At 62.0% G+C, this 16,716-nt stretch carries 16 protein-coding genes; 10 read left to right on the forward strand and 6 right to left on the reverse strand.

Annotated features, from left to right (window positions below):
• From CHB90_RS26860 to CHB90_RS23085, 4 genes are all read left to right on the forward strand, one after another.
• A partial coding sequence (locus tag CHB90_RS26860; protein ID WP_212591643.1) for a hypothetical protein occupies positions 1 to 355 on the forward strand: 355 nt, incomplete at its 5' end.
• 91 nt (positions 356 to 446) lie between these two features.
• Positions 447 to 1,040, forward strand: coding sequence for a TetR/AcrR family transcriptional regulator (locus CHB90_RS23075; RefSeq protein ID WP_089280125.1), 594 nt, complete (start codon positions 447 to 449; stop codon positions 1,038 to 1,040).
• A 91-nt stretch (positions 1,041 to 1,131) separates the two neighbouring features.
• Complete coding sequence (locus CHB90_RS23080; protein ID WP_089280126.1) at positions 1,132 to 1,809, forward strand: PspA/IM30 family protein; 678 nt, start codon at positions 1,132 to 1,134, stop codon at positions 1,807 to 1,809.
• 46 nt (positions 1,810 to 1,855) lie between these two features.
• Positions 1,856 to 2,128, forward strand: coding sequence for a YiaA/YiaB family inner membrane protein (locus CHB90_RS23085; protein ID WP_425426654.1), 273 nt, complete (start codon positions 1,856 to 1,858; stop codon positions 2,126 to 2,128).
• Positions 2,129 to 2,220: 92 nt separating this feature from the next.
• Here CHB90_RS23085 and glyA read toward each other — a convergent pair whose 3' ends face one another.
• Positions 2,221 to 3,516 carry a serine hydroxymethyltransferase gene (gene glyA, locus CHB90_RS23090; RefSeq protein ID WP_089280127.1) on the reverse strand — a complete coding sequence of 432 codons (1,296 nt, stop codon included), beginning with the start codon at positions 3,514 to 3,516 and terminating at the stop codon, positions 2,221 to 2,223.
• Between the two features lie 173 nt (positions 3,517 to 3,689).
• Here glyA and CHB90_RS23095 point away from each other — a divergent pair, with 173 nt between their 5' ends.
• Positions 3,690 to 4,451 carry an NAD kinase gene (locus tag CHB90_RS23095; protein ID WP_089280128.1) on the forward strand — a complete coding sequence of 254 codons (762 nt, stop codon included), beginning with the start codon at positions 3,690 to 3,692 and terminating at the stop codon, positions 4,449 to 4,451.
• Between the two features lie 83 nt (positions 4,452 to 4,534).
• Positions 4,535 to 5,392, forward strand: a complete 858-nt coding sequence (locus CHB90_RS23100; protein WP_089280129.1) for a 2-keto-4-pentenoate hydratase — start codon at positions 4,535 to 4,537, stop codon at positions 5,390 to 5,392.
• 45 nt (positions 5,393 to 5,437) lie between these two features.
• On the opposite strand, the gene CHB90_RS23105 is transcribed toward CHB90_RS23100, so the two are convergent.
• Positions 5,438 to 6,349 carry a hypothetical protein gene (locus tag CHB90_RS23105; protein ID WP_089280130.1) on the reverse strand — a complete coding sequence of 304 codons (912 nt, stop codon included), beginning with the start codon at positions 6,347 to 6,349 and terminating at the stop codon, positions 5,438 to 5,440.
• A gap of 317 nt (positions 6,350 to 6,666) precedes the next feature.
• On the opposite strand from CHB90_RS23105, the gene prpE reads away from it, so the two are divergent.
• Positions 6,667 to 8,559 (forward strand): propionate-CoA ligase PrpE, encoded by a 1,893-nt coding sequence (gene prpE, locus CHB90_RS23110; protein ID WP_089280131.1) that lies wholly within the window; start codon positions 6,667 to 6,669, stop codon positions 8,557 to 8,559.
• Between the two features lie 776 nt (positions 8,560 to 9,335).
• Here the strand turns inward: prpE and CHB90_RS23115 are convergent.
• Positions 9,336 to 10,082 (reverse strand): maleate cis-trans isomerase family protein, encoded by a 747-nt coding sequence (locus CHB90_RS23115; RefSeq protein ID WP_089280132.1) that lies wholly within the window; start codon positions 10,080 to 10,082, stop codon positions 9,336 to 9,338.
• A complete protein-coding gene (locus tag CHB90_RS23120) occupies positions 10,079 to 11,248 on the reverse strand; it encodes a M24 family metallopeptidase (RefSeq protein ID WP_089280137.1) in 1,170 nt (389 codons plus the stop codon). The genes CHB90_RS23115 and CHB90_RS23120 overlap by 4 nt, the downstream gene beginning before the upstream one ends.
• Here CHB90_RS23120 and CHB90_RS23125 point away from each other — a divergent pair.
• Genes CHB90_RS23125 through CHB90_RS23135 form a run of 3 tightly spaced genes read left to right on the forward strand, consistent with a single transcriptional unit; the run spans position 11,247 to position 15,937 of the window.
• Positions 11,247 to 12,449 (forward strand): diaminopropionate ammonia-lyase, encoded by a 1,203-nt coding sequence (locus tag CHB90_RS23125; RefSeq protein ID WP_245823347.1) that lies wholly within the window; start codon positions 11,247 to 11,249, stop codon positions 12,447 to 12,449. The genes CHB90_RS23120 and CHB90_RS23125 overlap by 2 nt on opposite strands.
• 21 nt (positions 12,450 to 12,470) lie before the next feature.
• Positions 12,471 to 13,610: an amidohydrolase gene (locus tag CHB90_RS23130; protein ID WP_089280138.1), complete on the forward strand. Its 1,140-nt coding sequence runs from the start codon at positions 12,471 to 12,473 to the stop codon at positions 13,608 to 13,610.
• Positions 13,607 to 15,937: a molybdopterin-dependent oxidoreductase gene (locus CHB90_RS23135; protein ID WP_089280134.1), complete on the forward strand. Its 2,331-nt coding sequence runs from the start codon at positions 13,607 to 13,609 to the stop codon at positions 15,935 to 15,937. Before CHB90_RS23130 ends, CHB90_RS23135 begins: the two co-directional genes overlap by 4 nt.
• Positions 15,938 to 15,946: 9 nt before the next feature.
• On the opposite strand, the gene CHB90_RS23140 is transcribed toward CHB90_RS23135, so the two are convergent.
• Both CHB90_RS23140 and CHB90_RS23145 read right to left on the reverse strand, forming a co-directional pair.
• Positions 15,947 to 16,318 (reverse strand): Lrp/AsnC family transcriptional regulator, encoded by a 372-nt coding sequence (locus CHB90_RS23140; RefSeq protein WP_089280135.1) that lies wholly within the window; start codon positions 16,316 to 16,318, stop codon positions 15,947 to 15,949.
• A gap of 107 nt (positions 16,319 to 16,425) precedes the next feature.
• A partial coding sequence (locus tag CHB90_RS23145; protein ID WP_141135827.1) for a transposase occupies positions 16,426 to 16,716 on the reverse strand: 291 nt, incomplete at its 5' end.

Genomic DNA, 16,716 nt, shown 5'->3' on the forward strand with positions numbered 1-16,716 from the left:
GCCGCCGGATGACGCTCGCGCTTGCAAGCAGCGCCGCGCCTTTCTGGTCTATGCTATGGCCGACAATCATCAGGATGCATTGGGCCGGCCCCTGATCCGAACCGCCTGTATGACCGCGCTTCCCGACCGTCGCCACCGATCCCGGTGGCGTTCAACGCCGTGTGCGGATGCATCACCGCGTTCGCCCGAAAGCGCCGCGAACACATCCACCCACACGTATGACGCGAACGTCGGCAGCGTGATCGCCCTTCCTGCCACACGCAAGGTCAAGAAACCCGACCGCGCCCCGAAATCACACCGCACACGGACCGCCGGTGAATATTGCGGGATCAACATGGTGGGGCCTTTGTGTTGAGGGCTGTTGGCGGGCAGTCTAGCGGATGCGCGGGCTTGTGTAAGGAGAGAGTGGCGGGTAGCGTTTGAACGGTGTTCAGGGAGGATCTGTCATGGCAAGCAAGGTGGCTGAACGCAAGGCGGCGCTGCGCGAAAAGCTGGTGTCCCTGGCCGAGGCGCGGATTGCCTCTGGTGGGTTGCGGGCGCTCAAGGCGCGGGATCTGGCCAAGGATGCGGGCTGCGCCGTTGGCGCGATCTATACCCATTTCGAGGATCTTGACGCGTTGGCACTGGAGGTCAACGGGCGTACCTTTGTCCGGCTGGGGGCTGCGGTATCGGCGGCGGTGGACGGGCATGAAGGCAGCCCGCATGAGCGCCTGATTGCCATGGCGCTGGCCTATCTGCATTTTGCCGCCGACCAGCCACGGCTGTGGCGGGCGCTGTTCAGTGCGGATGTGTCGTCAGATGGTCCGGTGCCGCAATGGTATGTGGATGCGCTGGGCGGGTTGTTTGAGCATATCGCCGAACCTGTGGCCGAGTTGTTCCCCGGTTTTGACGCGCGCGAGTTGGATCTGATGGTGCGGGCGCTGTTCTCATCCGTGCACGGGATTGTTCTGCTGGGCTTGGAAAAGCGGATCTCGGCGGTTCCGATCGACGGAATAGAGCGGATGATTGCGCAGTTGCTGGTGCAGGTCGGGAATACCTGACCTTTGTGAACGCTGTTCAAGAAAAATATTGAACGCTGTTCATTTTGTTGCTATCTGATTTCGTGAACGATGTTCATAAACGGAGAGCGACATGTTCGAGACACTCAGAACCCTGGTGGCGGGGGCCAATGCCCGCGCAGAGGAACAGGTGCGGGACCGTTATTGCATTGAGTTGATTGACCAGAAGATCCGTGAGGCCGACGGTTCCTTGAAGTCGGCGAAATACGGGTTGGCCAGTCTGATCCAGCGTGAGCGCTCTGAGACCCGGCAGGTGACGGCGCTGGAGAGCCGTGTGGCGGATCTGATGACCCGCGCCAAGGCGGCGTTGGAGGCGGGGCGCGAGGCTCTGGCGGCCGAGGCGGCGCAGGCGGTGGCTGACATGGAGAATGAGCTGGAGCTGCGGCGCGGCACGGTTGCGCGGCTGGAGAGCCGCATCCTGCAGTTGCGCCAGTCCGTCGAGGCCGCGAACCGGCGGTTGATCGACCTCAAACAGGGGGCGGTGGCGGCGCGGGCGGCGAAACGTGAGGCGGATATCCAGACGCGGCTGGGCGCCCATGTGGCCCGCGACACCGCCTTTGATGAGGCGGAGGCGCTGATCCAGCGGGTGTTGAACCGCGATGATCCCTTTGAGCAGAGCCAGATCCTGCGCGAGATCGACACCGGGCTGAACCAGGGCGACATGGCCGACCGCATGGCCGAGGCCGGGTTTGGGCCCGCCAGCAAAAGCACCGCCGCGGATGTTCTGAACCGCCTGAAGTCCCAAAACTGATCGCAATCCCTGATCGCAAACATTGATACTTGAAAGGACTATTCTCATGGACCGCAACGAAAACAGCCTGATCCTGTTCATCAACTTTGCCGGTGTGGCGCTGGCCTATGGCCTGCTGGGCATTTCGCTTTGGCTGAGCACCGAGGTGCCGCTGTCGACCAAGGGGTTCTGGGCGATGGGGGTGTTCATGTTGACCATCAGCCTGATCAACGTGGTGAAATACCGGTTCGATTTCCGCATGTCCGAGGATCGCCTGCGCCGGATCGAGGATGTTCGGAACGAAAAGATGCTGGAAGATGCGTTGAAAGACGAAGTCTGAGGCCGATTGAACGGAAAAACCGCCATGGAGGGGTCCACGGCGGTTTGATTGGTGCGACGGCGGGGCGGGAGAGAGCCCCGCCCAATGCGTGATCAGAGGTCGGTGTAGATCGGGAAGCGGGCGCAGAGGGCGGCGACCTCTGCCTTTACCTTGGCCTCGACCTCGGTATTGCCATCTTCGCCGTTGGCGGCCAGCCCGTCGACAACCTCGATGATCCAGTCGGCGATCTGGCGGAACTCTGCCTCACCAAAGCCGCGCGTGGTGCCTGCGGGGCTGCCAAGGCGGATGCCGCTGGTCACGGTCGGCTTTTCGGGGTCAAACGGCACGCCGTTCTTGTTGCAGGTGATATGTGCGCGGCCCAAGGCCTTTTCGGTGGCATTGCCTTTGACATCCTTGGGGCGCAGATCGACCAGCACCACATGGGTGTCGGTGCCGTGGGTCACGGTGTCCAGCCCGCCCTTGATCAGTTGATCGGACAGGGCCTGCGCGTTCTTGATCACCTGCTGCTGGTAGGTCTTGAACTCGGGGCGCAGCGCCTCGCCAAAGGCGACGGCCTTGGCGGCGATGACGTGCATCAGGGGGCCGCCCTGAATGCCGGGGAAGATGGCGGAGTTGAACTTTTTCGCCAACGCCTCATCGTTGGTGAGGATCATGCCGCCGCGCGGACCGCGCAGGGTCTTGTGCGTGGTGGTGGTGGCGACATGGGCGTGCGGGAAGGGCGAGGGGTGTTCGCCCGCTGCCACCAGACCGGCAAAATGCGCCATGTCGACGTGCAGATACGCGCCCACCATGTCGGCGATCTCGCGCATCTTGGCAAAGTCGATCTGGCGCGGGATGGCAGAGCCACCGGCGATGATCAGCTTGGGCAGATGTTCCTTGGCCAGCGCCTCGACCTGATCATAATCCAGCTGGTTGTCCTGCTTGCGCACGCCGTACTGGATGGCGTTGAACCACTTGCCGGACTGGTTGGGCTTGGCGCCGTGGGTCAGGTGACCGCCCGCGTCCAGCGACATGCCCAGAATGGTGTCGCCCGGTTTGATCAGCGCGGTGAACACGCCCTGGTTGGCCTGTGAGCCGGAATTGGGCTGCACATTGGCAAAGTCACAGCCGAACAGCTGCTTGGCGCGCTCAATCGCGAGGTTCTCTGCCACGTCGACGTAGTCACAGCCGCCGTAATAGCGCCGACCGGGATAGCCTTCGGCGTATTTGTTGGTCATGACAGAGCCTTGCGCCTCCATCACCGCCTTGGAGACGATGTTTTCGGAGGCGATCAGCTCGATCTCGTCACGCTGGCGGCCAAGCTCGCCGGTGATCGAGGCATACAGTTCAGGATCGCGGGAGGAGAGCGACTCGGTAAAGAAACCGGTGTCGCGGTGGGTGGCGTTCATGGCGCTGCTCCTTGGGATTCGGGTTGCGGCGTTTGGTATCGGACATGCCGCCCGCTTCAAAGAACCTAAAGCGACGCAGTGGAAGATTTCAGCGCCACAGACGGGCGAACACTGGTCCTGTCGGGGAACATGTGGTTCCATCCGCCCCGAATGAAGACGACAGGAAACCCCCGATGACACTACGGATCGCCTTTTGCGCCTCTCGCGCGCCCATTGCGCAGGCGGCGCTGGCTGGGTTGTCCCGGCGCTATGGCGACCATGCCGAACAGGGGGCAGAGGCGATCGTGGCGCTGGGCGGCGATGGGTTCATGTTGCACACGCTGCACCGGACGCAGGCGTTGGAGGTGCCGGTTTATGGCATGAATCGCGGCACTGTCGGGTTTCTGATGAACGAATATTCGGAACACGGGCTGGTCGAGCGGTTGCAGGCCGCAGAGGAGGCGGTGATCAACCCGCTGGTGATGCGCGCCACATGTGTCGACGGGCATGACCATCACGCGCTGGCGATCAACGAGGTGTCGCTGCATCGGTCGGGATCACAGGCCGCGCGGCTGCGGATCAGCGTGGACGGGCAGGTGCGCATGGCGGAACTGGTCTGCGACGGGGCGCTGGTGTCGACGCCCGCCGGGTCCACCGCCTATAATTATTCCGCGCACGGGCCGATCCTGCCGATTGGCGCGGATGTGCTGGCGCTGACCCCGGTGGCGGCCTTTCGCCCGCGCCGGTGGCGCGGCGCGTTGCTGCCGAAATCGGCGGGCGTAACGTTCGAGGTGCTTGAGCCGGAAAAGCGCCCCGTCATGGCCGAGGCCGACGGCGAGGCGGTGCGCGATGTCCTGCGGGTGCATATCCGGTCGGAACCGGATGTGGCGCACCATGTGCTGTTCGACCCCGGTCACGGGCTGGAGGAACGACTGATCCGCGAACAGTTTGTCTGATCCAAGGGGGTGCCCCACCTTGTCGATTGCCAGACTCGCGGCGCTGCGTCAGTCTGAGGGCAAGCGACATCCGGGAGGTTTACATGTCCAGATTTACTGCTCTGCCTGTTACGGCGGGGGTGATTGCATTGATGGCCGGCGCGGCCTGGGCGGACTGCGCCGACGATGCGGCCATTGCTGCCTTTGTCGCCGATCATCTGGCCAAGACGCCGACCGTGGCGCTGGTGCCGGAGGGCACGATGGAGGATGCGCGCTGCACGCAGGAAAAGGTGGTCGCGGCACTGTCCGCGCATCTGGGGCCGGTGGTGGGCTACAAGGCCGGGTTGACCAGCAAACCGGCGCAGGAGCGGTTTGGCGTGACAGAGCCGGTGGGCGGCGTGTTGTACCGCGACATGCTGCTGGAGGACGGGGCCGAGGTGCCGGCGCAATTCGGCGCGATCCCCTTGTTCGAGGCGGATCTTATCCTTGTGGTCGGTGACGACGCGATCAACGCGGCGACGACGGCCGAAGAGGCGATCACGCATATCTCGGCCGTGCGGCCATTCATCGAACTGCCGGACCTGACCTTCAAGCAGGGGGAGCCGATCAACGGTGTGACCCTGACGGCCATCGGCGTCGCGCCGCGCCTGGGGGTCATGGGCGCCGAAATACCGGTCGACGATCCAGCCGCGATGTTGCAGGCGCTGGCGGCGATGCAGGTCACGGTGCGCGCGGCGGATGGCACGGTGATGGCAGAAGCGCCGGGGGCGGCGGTGCTGGGCAACCCGGTGAATTCGGCGCTCTGGCTGATATCGGCGGGGTATATGCTGAAAGCGGGCGACCTGATCTCTGTCGGGTCCATCGGGCCGTTGTTGCCACCGGCCAAGGCCGGGGGCGGGGCATCCGTCAGCTATGACGGCCTGCCGGGCAACCCGGTGGTCTCTGTCACGTTCACGGACTGAGACGGTGGTCGGGGCCTGATGTCACACGGGCCCCGACGCCCCCGGCTATTGCCGGGGTTTCAGCTCGAAACCGTCCAGTTCATAGGCACGGCCACAGGGGCCAGCGTCATCGCCGTCGCCACAGCGCGACCCCTTGAGGCTGAGGGTCAAAACGCCGGGCTGTCCGGTCAGGGCCGCGTCCTGGATCGCATCCAGAAAGACCCTGCGGTACTGGCCGTTGTCCAGACCCAGCCAGAACGAGGTCAGGCAGCCCGCCGGTCCGCACACCATGTCCGGCGTGCTGTCGCAGACCATCGCGCCGTGGTTCACCCGCAGGTCCAGCGGCGGTTTGCCGTCAATGTCGATGGCAACGTCAAAATCCTCACCCACGGTCAACTGGCCGTCCAGCACGGTGCAGGCCTCACGCATGTCGCCAAGGATCTTGGTGGCCGGATCGGGCAGTGTGCGCCGCTCTAGCTCGCGGGCGGCGAAATCCGGTTGCGGGCAGAACTGTTCCACCGCGGTGATCGCGTTCTGACTGCCGATCAGGGTAAAGTTATGCACTTCGGGCGCGGCATCGCCGCTGTACCAGACATGCAGTTGCGCCCGAATGCCCGCCTTCAGGCGCTGGATGCCGCGCAGGTGGGTTTCCTCCAGCGGGGCGTGAAAGCTTTCCAGCCCGCTCTGGCTGAAATCCAGCGACCCGGCCAGTTGTGAGCCGACAAACAGCAGCGTGTCCAGCTGCGCCGCCGCAACCATCCCGGCCATGTTCTGTGAGGTCAGGCGAAAGGCCAGCGGATCGCCCAGCGTGCAGCCCAGCTCCAGGCACAGAACCTCGTCCGCGCCTTTGCAGACGCGGGCGGTATGCACTGTCGCCTCTTCACCACCGATAAATTCCCAATCCGCTCGGGCGGCACCGCTCCAGACGCAGGCGGCCAGTATGGCCAGGATCAGCGTCTTGAAGGCATTGCTTTGCATGGGGAATCTCCTTTGGTCCGATTGTGGGGATGAGTCCATGTCGCCAGCATAAGGTCAAGCCATGTGACCGTTCACATCTGCGCAAGCGGGTGGGTGTCCTGCTTGAGATGGGACTTCGCCAAGAAGGGGAGGCATGGTTTGCAGTTTTGCAAATTGGGGAAAAATGAAAGATCAGAGCAATAATTCGGAGGGTTTGCAAATATTTGCAGGCGATTTTCGCAAATCTTCTGCGGTATTCTGTCCTGACCATCGGTAACAGACTTGCCTGTCTGGCAGACCAGAGCCTAAGCCGCTTGTCAGGGAAAAGGAGGCTCTCCATGGGGTATCAAGACGTTTATGACAGCTGCCAGTCCGATCCGGAAGGGTTCTGGATGCAGGCGGCCGAAGCCATCGATTGGGACCGGAAACCGTCGAAGGCCCTCTTTGATCGCGGCGACCACATGTACGAATGGTTTGCCGACGGCATGGTCAACACCTGCTGGAACGCTGTCGATCGCCATGTGGAAAATGGCCGGGGGGAGCAGACGGCCATCATCTACGACAGCCCGATCACCCATACCAAGCGTGAGATTTCCTTTGTTGAGCTGCGCAACCGCGTCGCCAATCTGGCCGGGGCCCTGCGCGCCAAGGGCGTTGAAAAGGGCGACCGCGTCATCATCTACATGCCGATGATCCCCGAGGCTCTGGAGGCGATGCTGGCCTGCGCCCGTCTTGGTGCGGTCCATTCGGTTGTCTTTGGCGGCTTTGCCTCGACCGAACTGGCGGTGCGGATCGACGACGCCAAACCCAAGGCGATCATCGCCGCCTCCTGCGGGATGGAGCCGGGGCGCGTCATCCACTACAAACCGCTGCTGGACGGGGCCATTGATCTGGCCAAGCACAAGCCCGATTTTTGCGTGATCTTCCAGCGTGAGCAGGAAGTGGCCAAACTGATCGAGGGCCGCGACTACAACTGGCACGGCTTTCAGTACGGCATCGAACCGGCGGATTGTGTGCCGGTCGAGGGCAACCACCCGGCCTATATCCTCTATACCTCTGGCACCACCGGCCAGCCCAAGGGCGTTGTGCGCCACACGGGCGGGCATCTTGTGGCGCTGAACTGGAGCATGAAAAACCTCTACAACGTCGATCCCGGTGATGTGTTCTGGGCCGCGTCCGACGTGGGCTGGGTCGTGGGGCACAGCTATATCACCTACGCCCCGCTGGTGCATGGCAACACCACCATCGTGTTTGAGGGCAAGCCGGTCGGTACGCCGGATGCGGGCACGTTCTGGCGGGTGATCCAGGAACACAAGGTGAAGTCGTTCTTTACCGCGCCGACCGCCTTTCGGGCGGTCAAACGTGAGGACCCCAAGGGCGAATTTGTCGCCAAATACGACCTCAGCGGGCTGCGCGCGGTCTATCTGGCGGGGGAACGGGCCGACCCGGATACCATCGTCTGGGCGCAGGACATGTTGAAGGTGCCGGTGATCGACCACTGGTGGCAGACAGAGACGGGCTGGTGCATCGCGGGTAATCCGCTGGGGATCGAGGAACTGCCGACCAAGCTGGGCAGTCCCGCCAAGCCGATGCCGGGCTATGACGTGCAGATCCTGGACGAGGCGGGCCACCCGGTTGGTCCCGACACGCTGGGCGCCATCGCGATCAAGCTGCCGCTGCCGCCGGGGACGCTGCCGACGCTGTGGAACGCCGAGGATCGCTTTCGCAAATCCTATCTCAATACCTTCCCCGGCTACTATGAGACTGGCGATGCGGGGATGAAGGACGAAGAGGGTTATCTCTACATCATGGCGCGCACCGATGATGTGATCAACGTCGCCGGGCATCGCCTGTCGACGGGGGGCATGGAAGAGGTGCTGGCCGGACACCCGGACGTTGCGGAATGCGCCGTGATCGGCGTGACGGACCAGTTGAAGGGTCAGTTGCCGATGGGGTTCCTCTGTCTGAACTCGGGCACCAACCGACCCTATGATGAGATCGTCAAGGAATGCGTCAAGCTGGTGCGGGACAAGATCGGCCCCGTCGCGGCGTTCAAGCTGGCCTGCGTGGTCGATCGGCTGCCCAAGACCCGGTCGGGAAAAATCCTGCGCGCGACCATGGTGAAAATCGCCGACAACGAAGAGTTCAAGATGCCCGCGACGATTGATGATCCGGCGGTTCTGGATGAAATCCGCGTGGCCTTGCAAGGGTTGGGCTACGCCAAGGGGTAAGCGTGCCGGGCTGCCCCCGCGAGGGGGTGGCCGCGGAGGGTGTCCACGCGTGGACAGACGTGCGCCTGTTGTAAATCAAGGGCTTACAGAGACGAATTCACATCTTGTTAAGGGGCGGCGGGCCAAAAGCCCCCGCCCTTTGCCGTGAATGATGCATGTCAGCCCTAGTGAGGCTCGACGCGCAATGCCCGCTTTGAGCCCATCCTGTAAATTCGATTTGATCGCTGCGTGCGCATGCAGCGCTTCAGATGCTGCCCGAGCGAGAAACTCGGTGCAGCGCAGCGGATGGAGGACCGGTCGTTCATGCAAGCTGCCGCACGGATTGGAGGCCGAGTTTGCAGGTCTTCGGACAGAAACCTTCACCGCACGAGTTCGAATGTCGGCAAGCTGACAATCGCGGCCTGTTTTTTTACCTGGGAGGGCGTTCTCGGAACTTCGCCGCGCAGGCCTGAGGCGAATTTTGGGACGTTGGGAGCGAGCGTGGGCCTTGTGATGCGGCTCGACCGTCCCGAAAGATATCGGCTGGAGTTTGGCGATTGCGGCCTGCCTCCGAACCGGATGAACAGCTAAGTGAGGAGTCAATCAGAGGCTACCAGACTCTCTCCAACCACCCGCGCTTCCTGGCTGCATCTATCACCAACCCGTTCCGCGAAAAAACCCATGTTTCGGGTGCTTGATCAACCCGCACCAGTCAGCGCAATCGACCTGTTGCACCGCTGTTCGCCCTGAAGCGTCTTTTCCGCTTGTCAGGAATTTGCCGATGAAGCGCGGCTTATTCACAGCTTCATCAAGGCGCCGTAGGGAAGGTGGTCGGTCCGCTGACCCGATAGTTTTAGCATTTGCCATGCCAGCGCCTGGTTCGAGGCCAGCACCGGCAGTCCGAGTTCGGCCTCGAGTTGCGCGATCTCGGTCGTGGCGCGCAGGTTCGTGCAGGAGATCAGAAGCGCGTCACACCGAGCCGCATCACAGATATTGCGGGCCGCATCGCGAATCGACCTTGTGTGGATGCGCGCGATCTTTTCGTCGCTTTTCTCGCCAAAGCTGCCGAAGCTGGCGATCTCGATGCCGTCGGACTCGAATATCTGCCGCATCCTGTCTGACAGTTCCGCAACATAGGGCGACAGAAACCCGAGCTTGCGCACGTTCAGCGCGCCCAGGGCGGCCCGCATCGCCAGCAGCGGATCGGTCACATGGCGGGCATTGGTGCCTGCGCGAATGGCATGCCCAACCGCATCGGACCCGATCACCGCGCTGGCCGATGTGCAGGCGTACCCTACCACGTCATACATGAAGGTATATGGCAACAGCGCCGCCGCAGCCGGAAGCGTAGCTTTCATGCGGGCAAGCGCCTCCCCTGAAAGGTCGGTTTCGCAGGGTATGCGCGTGGTGTAGAGGGCGATGCCGTCATCCGCGATCAGCTGCCGAAAATCCGCCTCGATGGTTTCGTCGGTTCGCAGGACGATCAGTCCGAGGTTGGCCTTGTATCCCAGGGCAGGGCCAAGTGCGAAAGGCAGAAGGCTCATGCCTGCAAACCTATTTCGGGAATCTCCGGCGCGGCGCGGTTTGTCAGGAAGCGTGGTCCGTCATCGGTAATGACGATGTCTTCTTCATGCACCATCATGCGCCCCGGCGCCATTTCCAGGCCGGGCTCCAGCGTCAGGACCATTCCGGGTTGCAATTCTGTTTCATCTGTCGCCGTCAAGGACGGAAATTCGGTCAGCCGCATGCCCAATCCGTGCCCGAGGCGCCCGCCCGCGCCGCTGCTGCCCGCCTTGTCGATCACCGATTGCATGGCGCGGAACACCGAGGATGCGGTGGTGCCGGGACGCGCGGCTTCGAAGCCGGCATCGGTCGCTTCAAAGAGCAAACGATAGGCGCTCCGCGTTTCGGCAGAGGCTGATCCGATGGACCAGTTGCGGTCGAAGTCGCAGAAATACCCCAGCCGGACCGCGCCTGTATCCAGCATCAGGATGTCGCCGTCGCGCAGCGGTGCGTCGGTCGCGGGAGAAATGACATCGGGATACCCACCTTGCCCGGCCCCTCCTGCGACATAGGGCACCCAATCCGCCCCTTCGGATAGCAATAGCGCCTGAAAGTCGCGGTAGACCCCGCTCAGCGGCTTGCCGACCTGAACGATCTCCTCGATCCGGTCGAATGCCCGTCCGCCGATGGCACAGATTTCCGAAATGATCTCAAGTTCGCGTTCGGATTTGATCGCCTGCGTTTCGCGCAGGAGCTTGGTCGCGTCCAGGATTTCACAGGGCGCCAGGTCGTCGCGCAGACGCATGAAATCGACCAGCGGCATACGCAACGCGGTTTCATGCCCCATCGCCAGGCCAAGCCTGGCATGGGGCGGCAAGACTTCTTTCAAGGTGTCGGCCAACAGCGAAATCCCGTCGTCCTCCGGGGTTGGCGCGGACCAGGTGCGAATATCCGTAACCCAGGTGGCGGCCATGAGCGCGGCACCGATCGACGGGATCGCGGCAATCGGATTGCCGGATGCAGGAACCACGACAAACCACGGGCGCGTGGGGCTTTCCCAAAACCGTGTAAGGAACCCCGTCACATAGCGGACATCGTGTTCTGAGGTGAGCAACAGGCCGTCGAGGCCCGCGTCTGACATCCGGGTTTGCAGCCTCGCGAGGCGCATTTCAAACTCGGACAGAGGAAAAACCTGAGAGGCGTTCATGATGTTCCCGATGAAAGCGATATGGCCTCTATTGGCGTCAAATGCGTTGATTTTGTCACAGCAGCATTTGATCAAAAGCAAGAAATATAGTCACCTCTGTAGAAAAAATGCGCAAAAATTTCTCAGCTTTTTCAGTAATGCTGATGGCATGACCGATAGCACACAAATCCCGACCAACCTGGATCATCATCTTTTCCATCCCGACGCTTCGCGCGCGGAGGCGCTGCTGAAGGATTGCCCTGTTCATGCTCCGACCCCGATGACGGAAATCGATCTACTGACGGAGGAGGTCGGTATTTCGCGGCTGTGGCTGAAAGATGAAAGCGACCGTATGGGCCTTGGCAGTTTCAAGGCTCTTGGCGGCGCTTTTGCCGTGGCGCGGATGATCGCCGACAAGGCCGGGTCGGAGGATTTTTCGTCACAGGCCACAAAAAACACAGCGGCCGAGATGGTTTTCATCACGGCAAGTGCTGGAAATCACGGTTTGTCGGTGGCTGCCGGTGCCAAGGTGTTTGGCGCGAAAGCGGTGATCGTACTTGCGGCGGCAGTACCGGAGTCGTTCGCCAATCGCATTCGGGCCAAAAGCGCGGATGTGCTGCGCGTTGACGGAAGCTATGATGAAAGCGTCGAAGTGGCGCGCCAGGTGGCGCGCGACAAGGATTGGATCCTGTTGGCGGACGGATCGTGGGAAGGCTACATCGACCGGCCTGCGCTGGTGATGGAGGGATATTGCGTGATCCCCGAGGAATGCAGGGCGGCATTCGCAAAATTGGATGTTTGGCCGACACATGTCTATCTGCAAGCGGGTGTCGGAGGATTGGCCGCGGCACTGTCCGCGCATATCCGGCTCAATTGGGCGGAACAACCCGAGATCATTGTGGTGGAGCCGGACGCCGCGCCGTGCTTGCAACGCAGCGTCGAGGCGGGGCGACTGACGCGCGTTGATGGGGCAGACTCCAACATGGGTCGTCTGGATTGCAAGGACGCGTCACTGATTGCGTTTCGCGCCCTGCAACAGGATGCCGACAGGTTCGTGACCATCACCGACGAAGAAGCCACGGCGGCAGTGAACACCTTCGCGCGTTACGGCATCGCAACCACACCCAGCGGTGCGGCCGGGCTGGCGGCGCCGACGGCTGCGTCACCGGGACCGGATGCTCGTTGCCTGTTGATCGTTTCCGAGGGTCCGGAAGGAGATTGAGCCGTGTTTGATCCCGGTGAAATGTCGGAGATGACCGCCTGGCGGCGGCATTTCCATAGCCATCCGGAGCTTGGATTTCAGGAACAGAAAACGGCGGCACGGGTTGCCGATCTTCTCGAAAACTTCGGGGTCGAGACGCACCGCGGCATTGGCGGCACTGGTGTCATCGGCATTCTGAAGCGCGGGAAAAGTGACCGAAGCATCGGTTTGCGCGCCGACATGGATGCACTGCCGATCCATGAAACGAGCATCCGCGACTATCGGTCGGTGACCGACGGTGTAATGCATGCCTGTGGGCATGACGGCCACACTGCAATGCTGCTGGGTGCGGCCCAAACCCTGGCGCGCGGTGGCGGGTTTGACGGCACGGTGGTGTTCATCTTTCAGCCGAACGAGGAACATGGCCTGGGGGCGCAGGCGATGATCCGGGACGGGCTGTTCGAGCGGTTCGACGTACAGAGCGTTTATGGTATGCATAACCTGCCCGGTCTACCGGTCGGCCAGTTCGCGACTTGCACGGGCCCGATAACGGCAAGTGAAAGCCTGTTCGAGATCGCGATTTCCGCACGCGGCGGCCATGCGGCCATGCCCCATATGAGTGTCGATGCGATCACAGTCGGGGCCGAACTGGTTGGAAGCCTGCAAACCATCGTCTCGCGGAAGCTCGACCCCGGTCAGAACGGGGTTGTGTCGGTAACCGGGTTCACCGCTGACGGCGGGCGCAACATTCTTCCGGGCAACGCGGTTCTGACCGGAGATGCGCGCGCGCTGACGCCTGCGGCAACCCGCGCCATCGAGCAGCGGATGCGTCAGATCACCGATGGCATCTGTGCGGCACATGGCGTCACGGCAACCGTTTCATTCGACACCTGCTTTTCCGCGACGATCAATGCCCCCGGCCCGACAGCGTCCGCCGTTCATGCCGCAATATCCGTCGTTGGTGAAGACGCCGTCGACGCGGCCTGTGCGCCGAAATTGTTCTCCGAGGACTTTGCCCATTTTGCGGCGGCCCGGCCTTCGTGTTTCATCTTGGCGGGCAACGGCACCGAAGGCGCGAACGGACAACCGCTGCATTCCTCAGACTACGATTTCTCGGACGACCTGTTGCCCGTTGGTGCGGGCTTTTGGGTTAGTCTTGTGCGCCGGGGAATGTCGCCATGACACACAACCTGCCATTCGTCGCGGCACATTGGGGCACCTATCGCGCCGAAATGGCTGATGGCCGGGTTCGCGCGCTTTTGCCGTATGAGGACGACCCCGACCCGTCGCCGATCGGACAGGCGATGGTTGAAACGCTTGATGATCCCTGCCGGATCGGTCAGCCGATGGTGCGGCGAGGGTTCCTGGACGGCAATGCGGATCGCAGCCTGCGGGGGCGGGATTCGTTCGTGGCGGTCGACTGGGACACGGCGCTCGATCTTGCCGCGCGCGAGCTTTTGCGGGTCCGGCGCGATCATTCGAACGAGGCGATCTATGGCGGGTCTTATGGCTGGGCCAGCGCCGGACGATTCCACCATGCCCAAAGCCAGTTGCGCCGGTTCCTGAACCTGTTCGGCGGCTATACCAGTGCGCGGGATTCCTACAGCTATGCCGCCGCCGAAGTGATCATGCCGCATGTGCTGGCCCCAATGAAAACCCTGCTGACGGAGCACGGGACATGGCAGGAAATCGCAGACAGGAAATCGCTGATCGTGGCCTTTGGCGGGATCGCGGTGCGCAACGGGCAGGTCAATGGCGGCGGCGTTGCAAGACACACGCAACGTGACGACATGGCGGCGGCGCTCGATGCAGGGGCCGATATCGTGACCATCAACCCATCTGCGCTGGATCTTGACGACAGCTTGAGGGATCGGTGGCTGTCGATCCGGCCGAATACGGACATGGCGTTGATGCTTGCCCTGGCGCATACGCTGGTGGCGCGCAACCTGCACGACCAGGCATTCGTGGACAGCCACTGTACGGGGTTCGACGCGTTTCGGCCCTACCTTATGGGACAGATGGACGGACAGCCGAAATCGGCGGATTGGGCATCGTCGATAACGCGAATTCCGGCCCGTCGGATTGTCGATCTTGCGTTGCAAATGGCGCGGCGTCCGACGGTGGTCAACTTCAGCTGGTCAATGACGCGACAGCAGAATGGCGAGGAGATCATCTGGATGGCGGTCGTTCTCGCGGCGCTTCTGGGAGGGATCGGACGCCGTGGCGAAGGGGTTGCGTGCGGCTTGAGCGCGGTCAACAGTGTCGGAAACCGTCGAGGGCGTTTGCCAGTGGCGGCGCTGCCCACGGGCACAAACCCCGTGAGCACCTTCATTCCGGTGGCGCGGATTGCGGATATGCTGCTCGATCCCGGGGGGTCCGTTCATTACAACGGCGAGGACTTGACCTTCCCCGATATCCGGCTGGTTTACTGGGCCGGGGGAAACCCGTTTCACCACCATCAGGACCTGAACCGCCTACGTCGCGCATGGGAGCGGGTCGAGACGGTGATCGTCCATGAACCCCATTGGACCCCTCTGGCCCGTTTTGCGGATATCGTGTTCCCTGCCACGGTCTCGATGGAACGCAATGATCTGTCAGGATCGCCGCAGGATACACATATATTTGCCACGTCTGCAGTTGCAAAGCCATTCAAGCAGAGCCGCAATGACCATGACATCTTTGCGGATCTTGCAGCGCGGGTGACGGGACCGACCGACGTCGACGGCACGATCCTTGACCGTTTCACCGAAGGTCGCAGTGAAGCGGAATGGTTGCAACGCCTCTATGATCGCACCGTCAAGAACCTCAGTGCAACAATGCCGGATATGCCTCGCTATGATGAGTTTCGCGTGATTGGTACGGTGTCGGTTCCGGTTCCGGAACACCCCAGACGCTTGCTGGAAAACTTCCGAGCCGATCCAGTGGAACACCCACTCCCGACGCCGAGCGGGCGGATCGAGATTTTCAGCAATACGATTGCGGGATTTGGACGGGATGGGATTGCGGGCCACCCGATGTGGCGCGATCCGGTGGAATGGCAGGGTGCATCGCTGGCACAGAAGTTTCCTTTGCACCTAGTCACTCACCAACCCGACCGACGCCTGCATTCACAACTCGATCAGAGCAGCCACAGCCGGGCAGGAAAGATCGCTGGTCGCGCAGCCTGTGTCATCAACTCGATAGACGCCGATGTGCGCGGTATTTGCGACGGGGACATTGTCGAGGTCTTCAACGACCGTGGTCGGTGTCTTGCCGGGGCGTCGCTTTCGCCGGATGTGCGCAAAGGCGTCGTCCTGATGGCGACCGGTGCGTGGTATGATCCTGATTGGGAAAACGGGAGTGACCGCTGCAAGCACGGCAACCCGAATGTGCTAACCGCCGATCTTCCGACGTCGGAGATCGCACAGGGGCCGGGAGCGCTTACCTGTCTTGTCGATATTCGCAAAGCTGAGGGGGACATTCCGCCAGTCACGGCCTTTGACATCCCTGAGATAACTCTGCCAACGTAAAGATCCCGCCTAGCCCAGCGGGACATCCATGCTGACCTTGGTGCGATCCATCGCAACGGATGTGCGAAAACGCTTTACGTTGGAATCTGCAAAGAACAACCGTTCCGTCAGCGCCTGATAATCTTCCATGTCCTTTGCCAGTGCGATCAACGCAAAGTCGGCCTCGCCTGTAATGTAGTAACATTGCTGTATCTGCACTTCATCACGCACCTTGCGGCGGAATGCGTCGATCTGGTCGATCCGCTCGCGCTCAAGCTCGACCAGGATGACAAATGTCATCGTGTATCCCAACGCCGTCGGAGACAACAACGCGGCATCCTGGGTGATGTACTTTGCTTCTCTCAACACGCGAACACGACGCTGAACAGTCGCCACGGACATGCCTGTCTCAAAAGCGATGGTTTCCAGCCGCTCACGCGTGTTCGCCTGCAGCAGGCTTTGTTGCGCAAAGTCGGTAACGTCCGGAGTTCCCCTTTCCCCGGACGCAATTATCCCACAGGCTCTGTGACGGGTATGCCGAGCGCGGTGTAGCCGTTGAGCACGGCGGCGCGGATCTGAAGTTCGGCGACCTGACGATCGAAGTCGCGCGCCATGAGGCTCTGCCCCAGCAGCTTCACGCAATGCATCTTCGTCTCGGCGCGGCTTCGTCGGTGGTATCCGCTCCATTTTCTCCAGATGGCGCGGCCAAGGTATTTCGAAGCGCGCAGCGCCTCGTTCCGAGCGATAGCCCCTGCAGTCGATGGCTTCCACGGCTTGGCATTCTTGCGCGGCGGTATGAC

This window comes from Antarctobacter heliothermus (genome assembly GCF_900188425.1).
Classification (GTDB): domain Bacteria; phylum Pseudomonadota; class Alphaproteobacteria; order Rhodobacterales; family Rhodobacteraceae; genus Antarctobacter; species Antarctobacter heliothermus.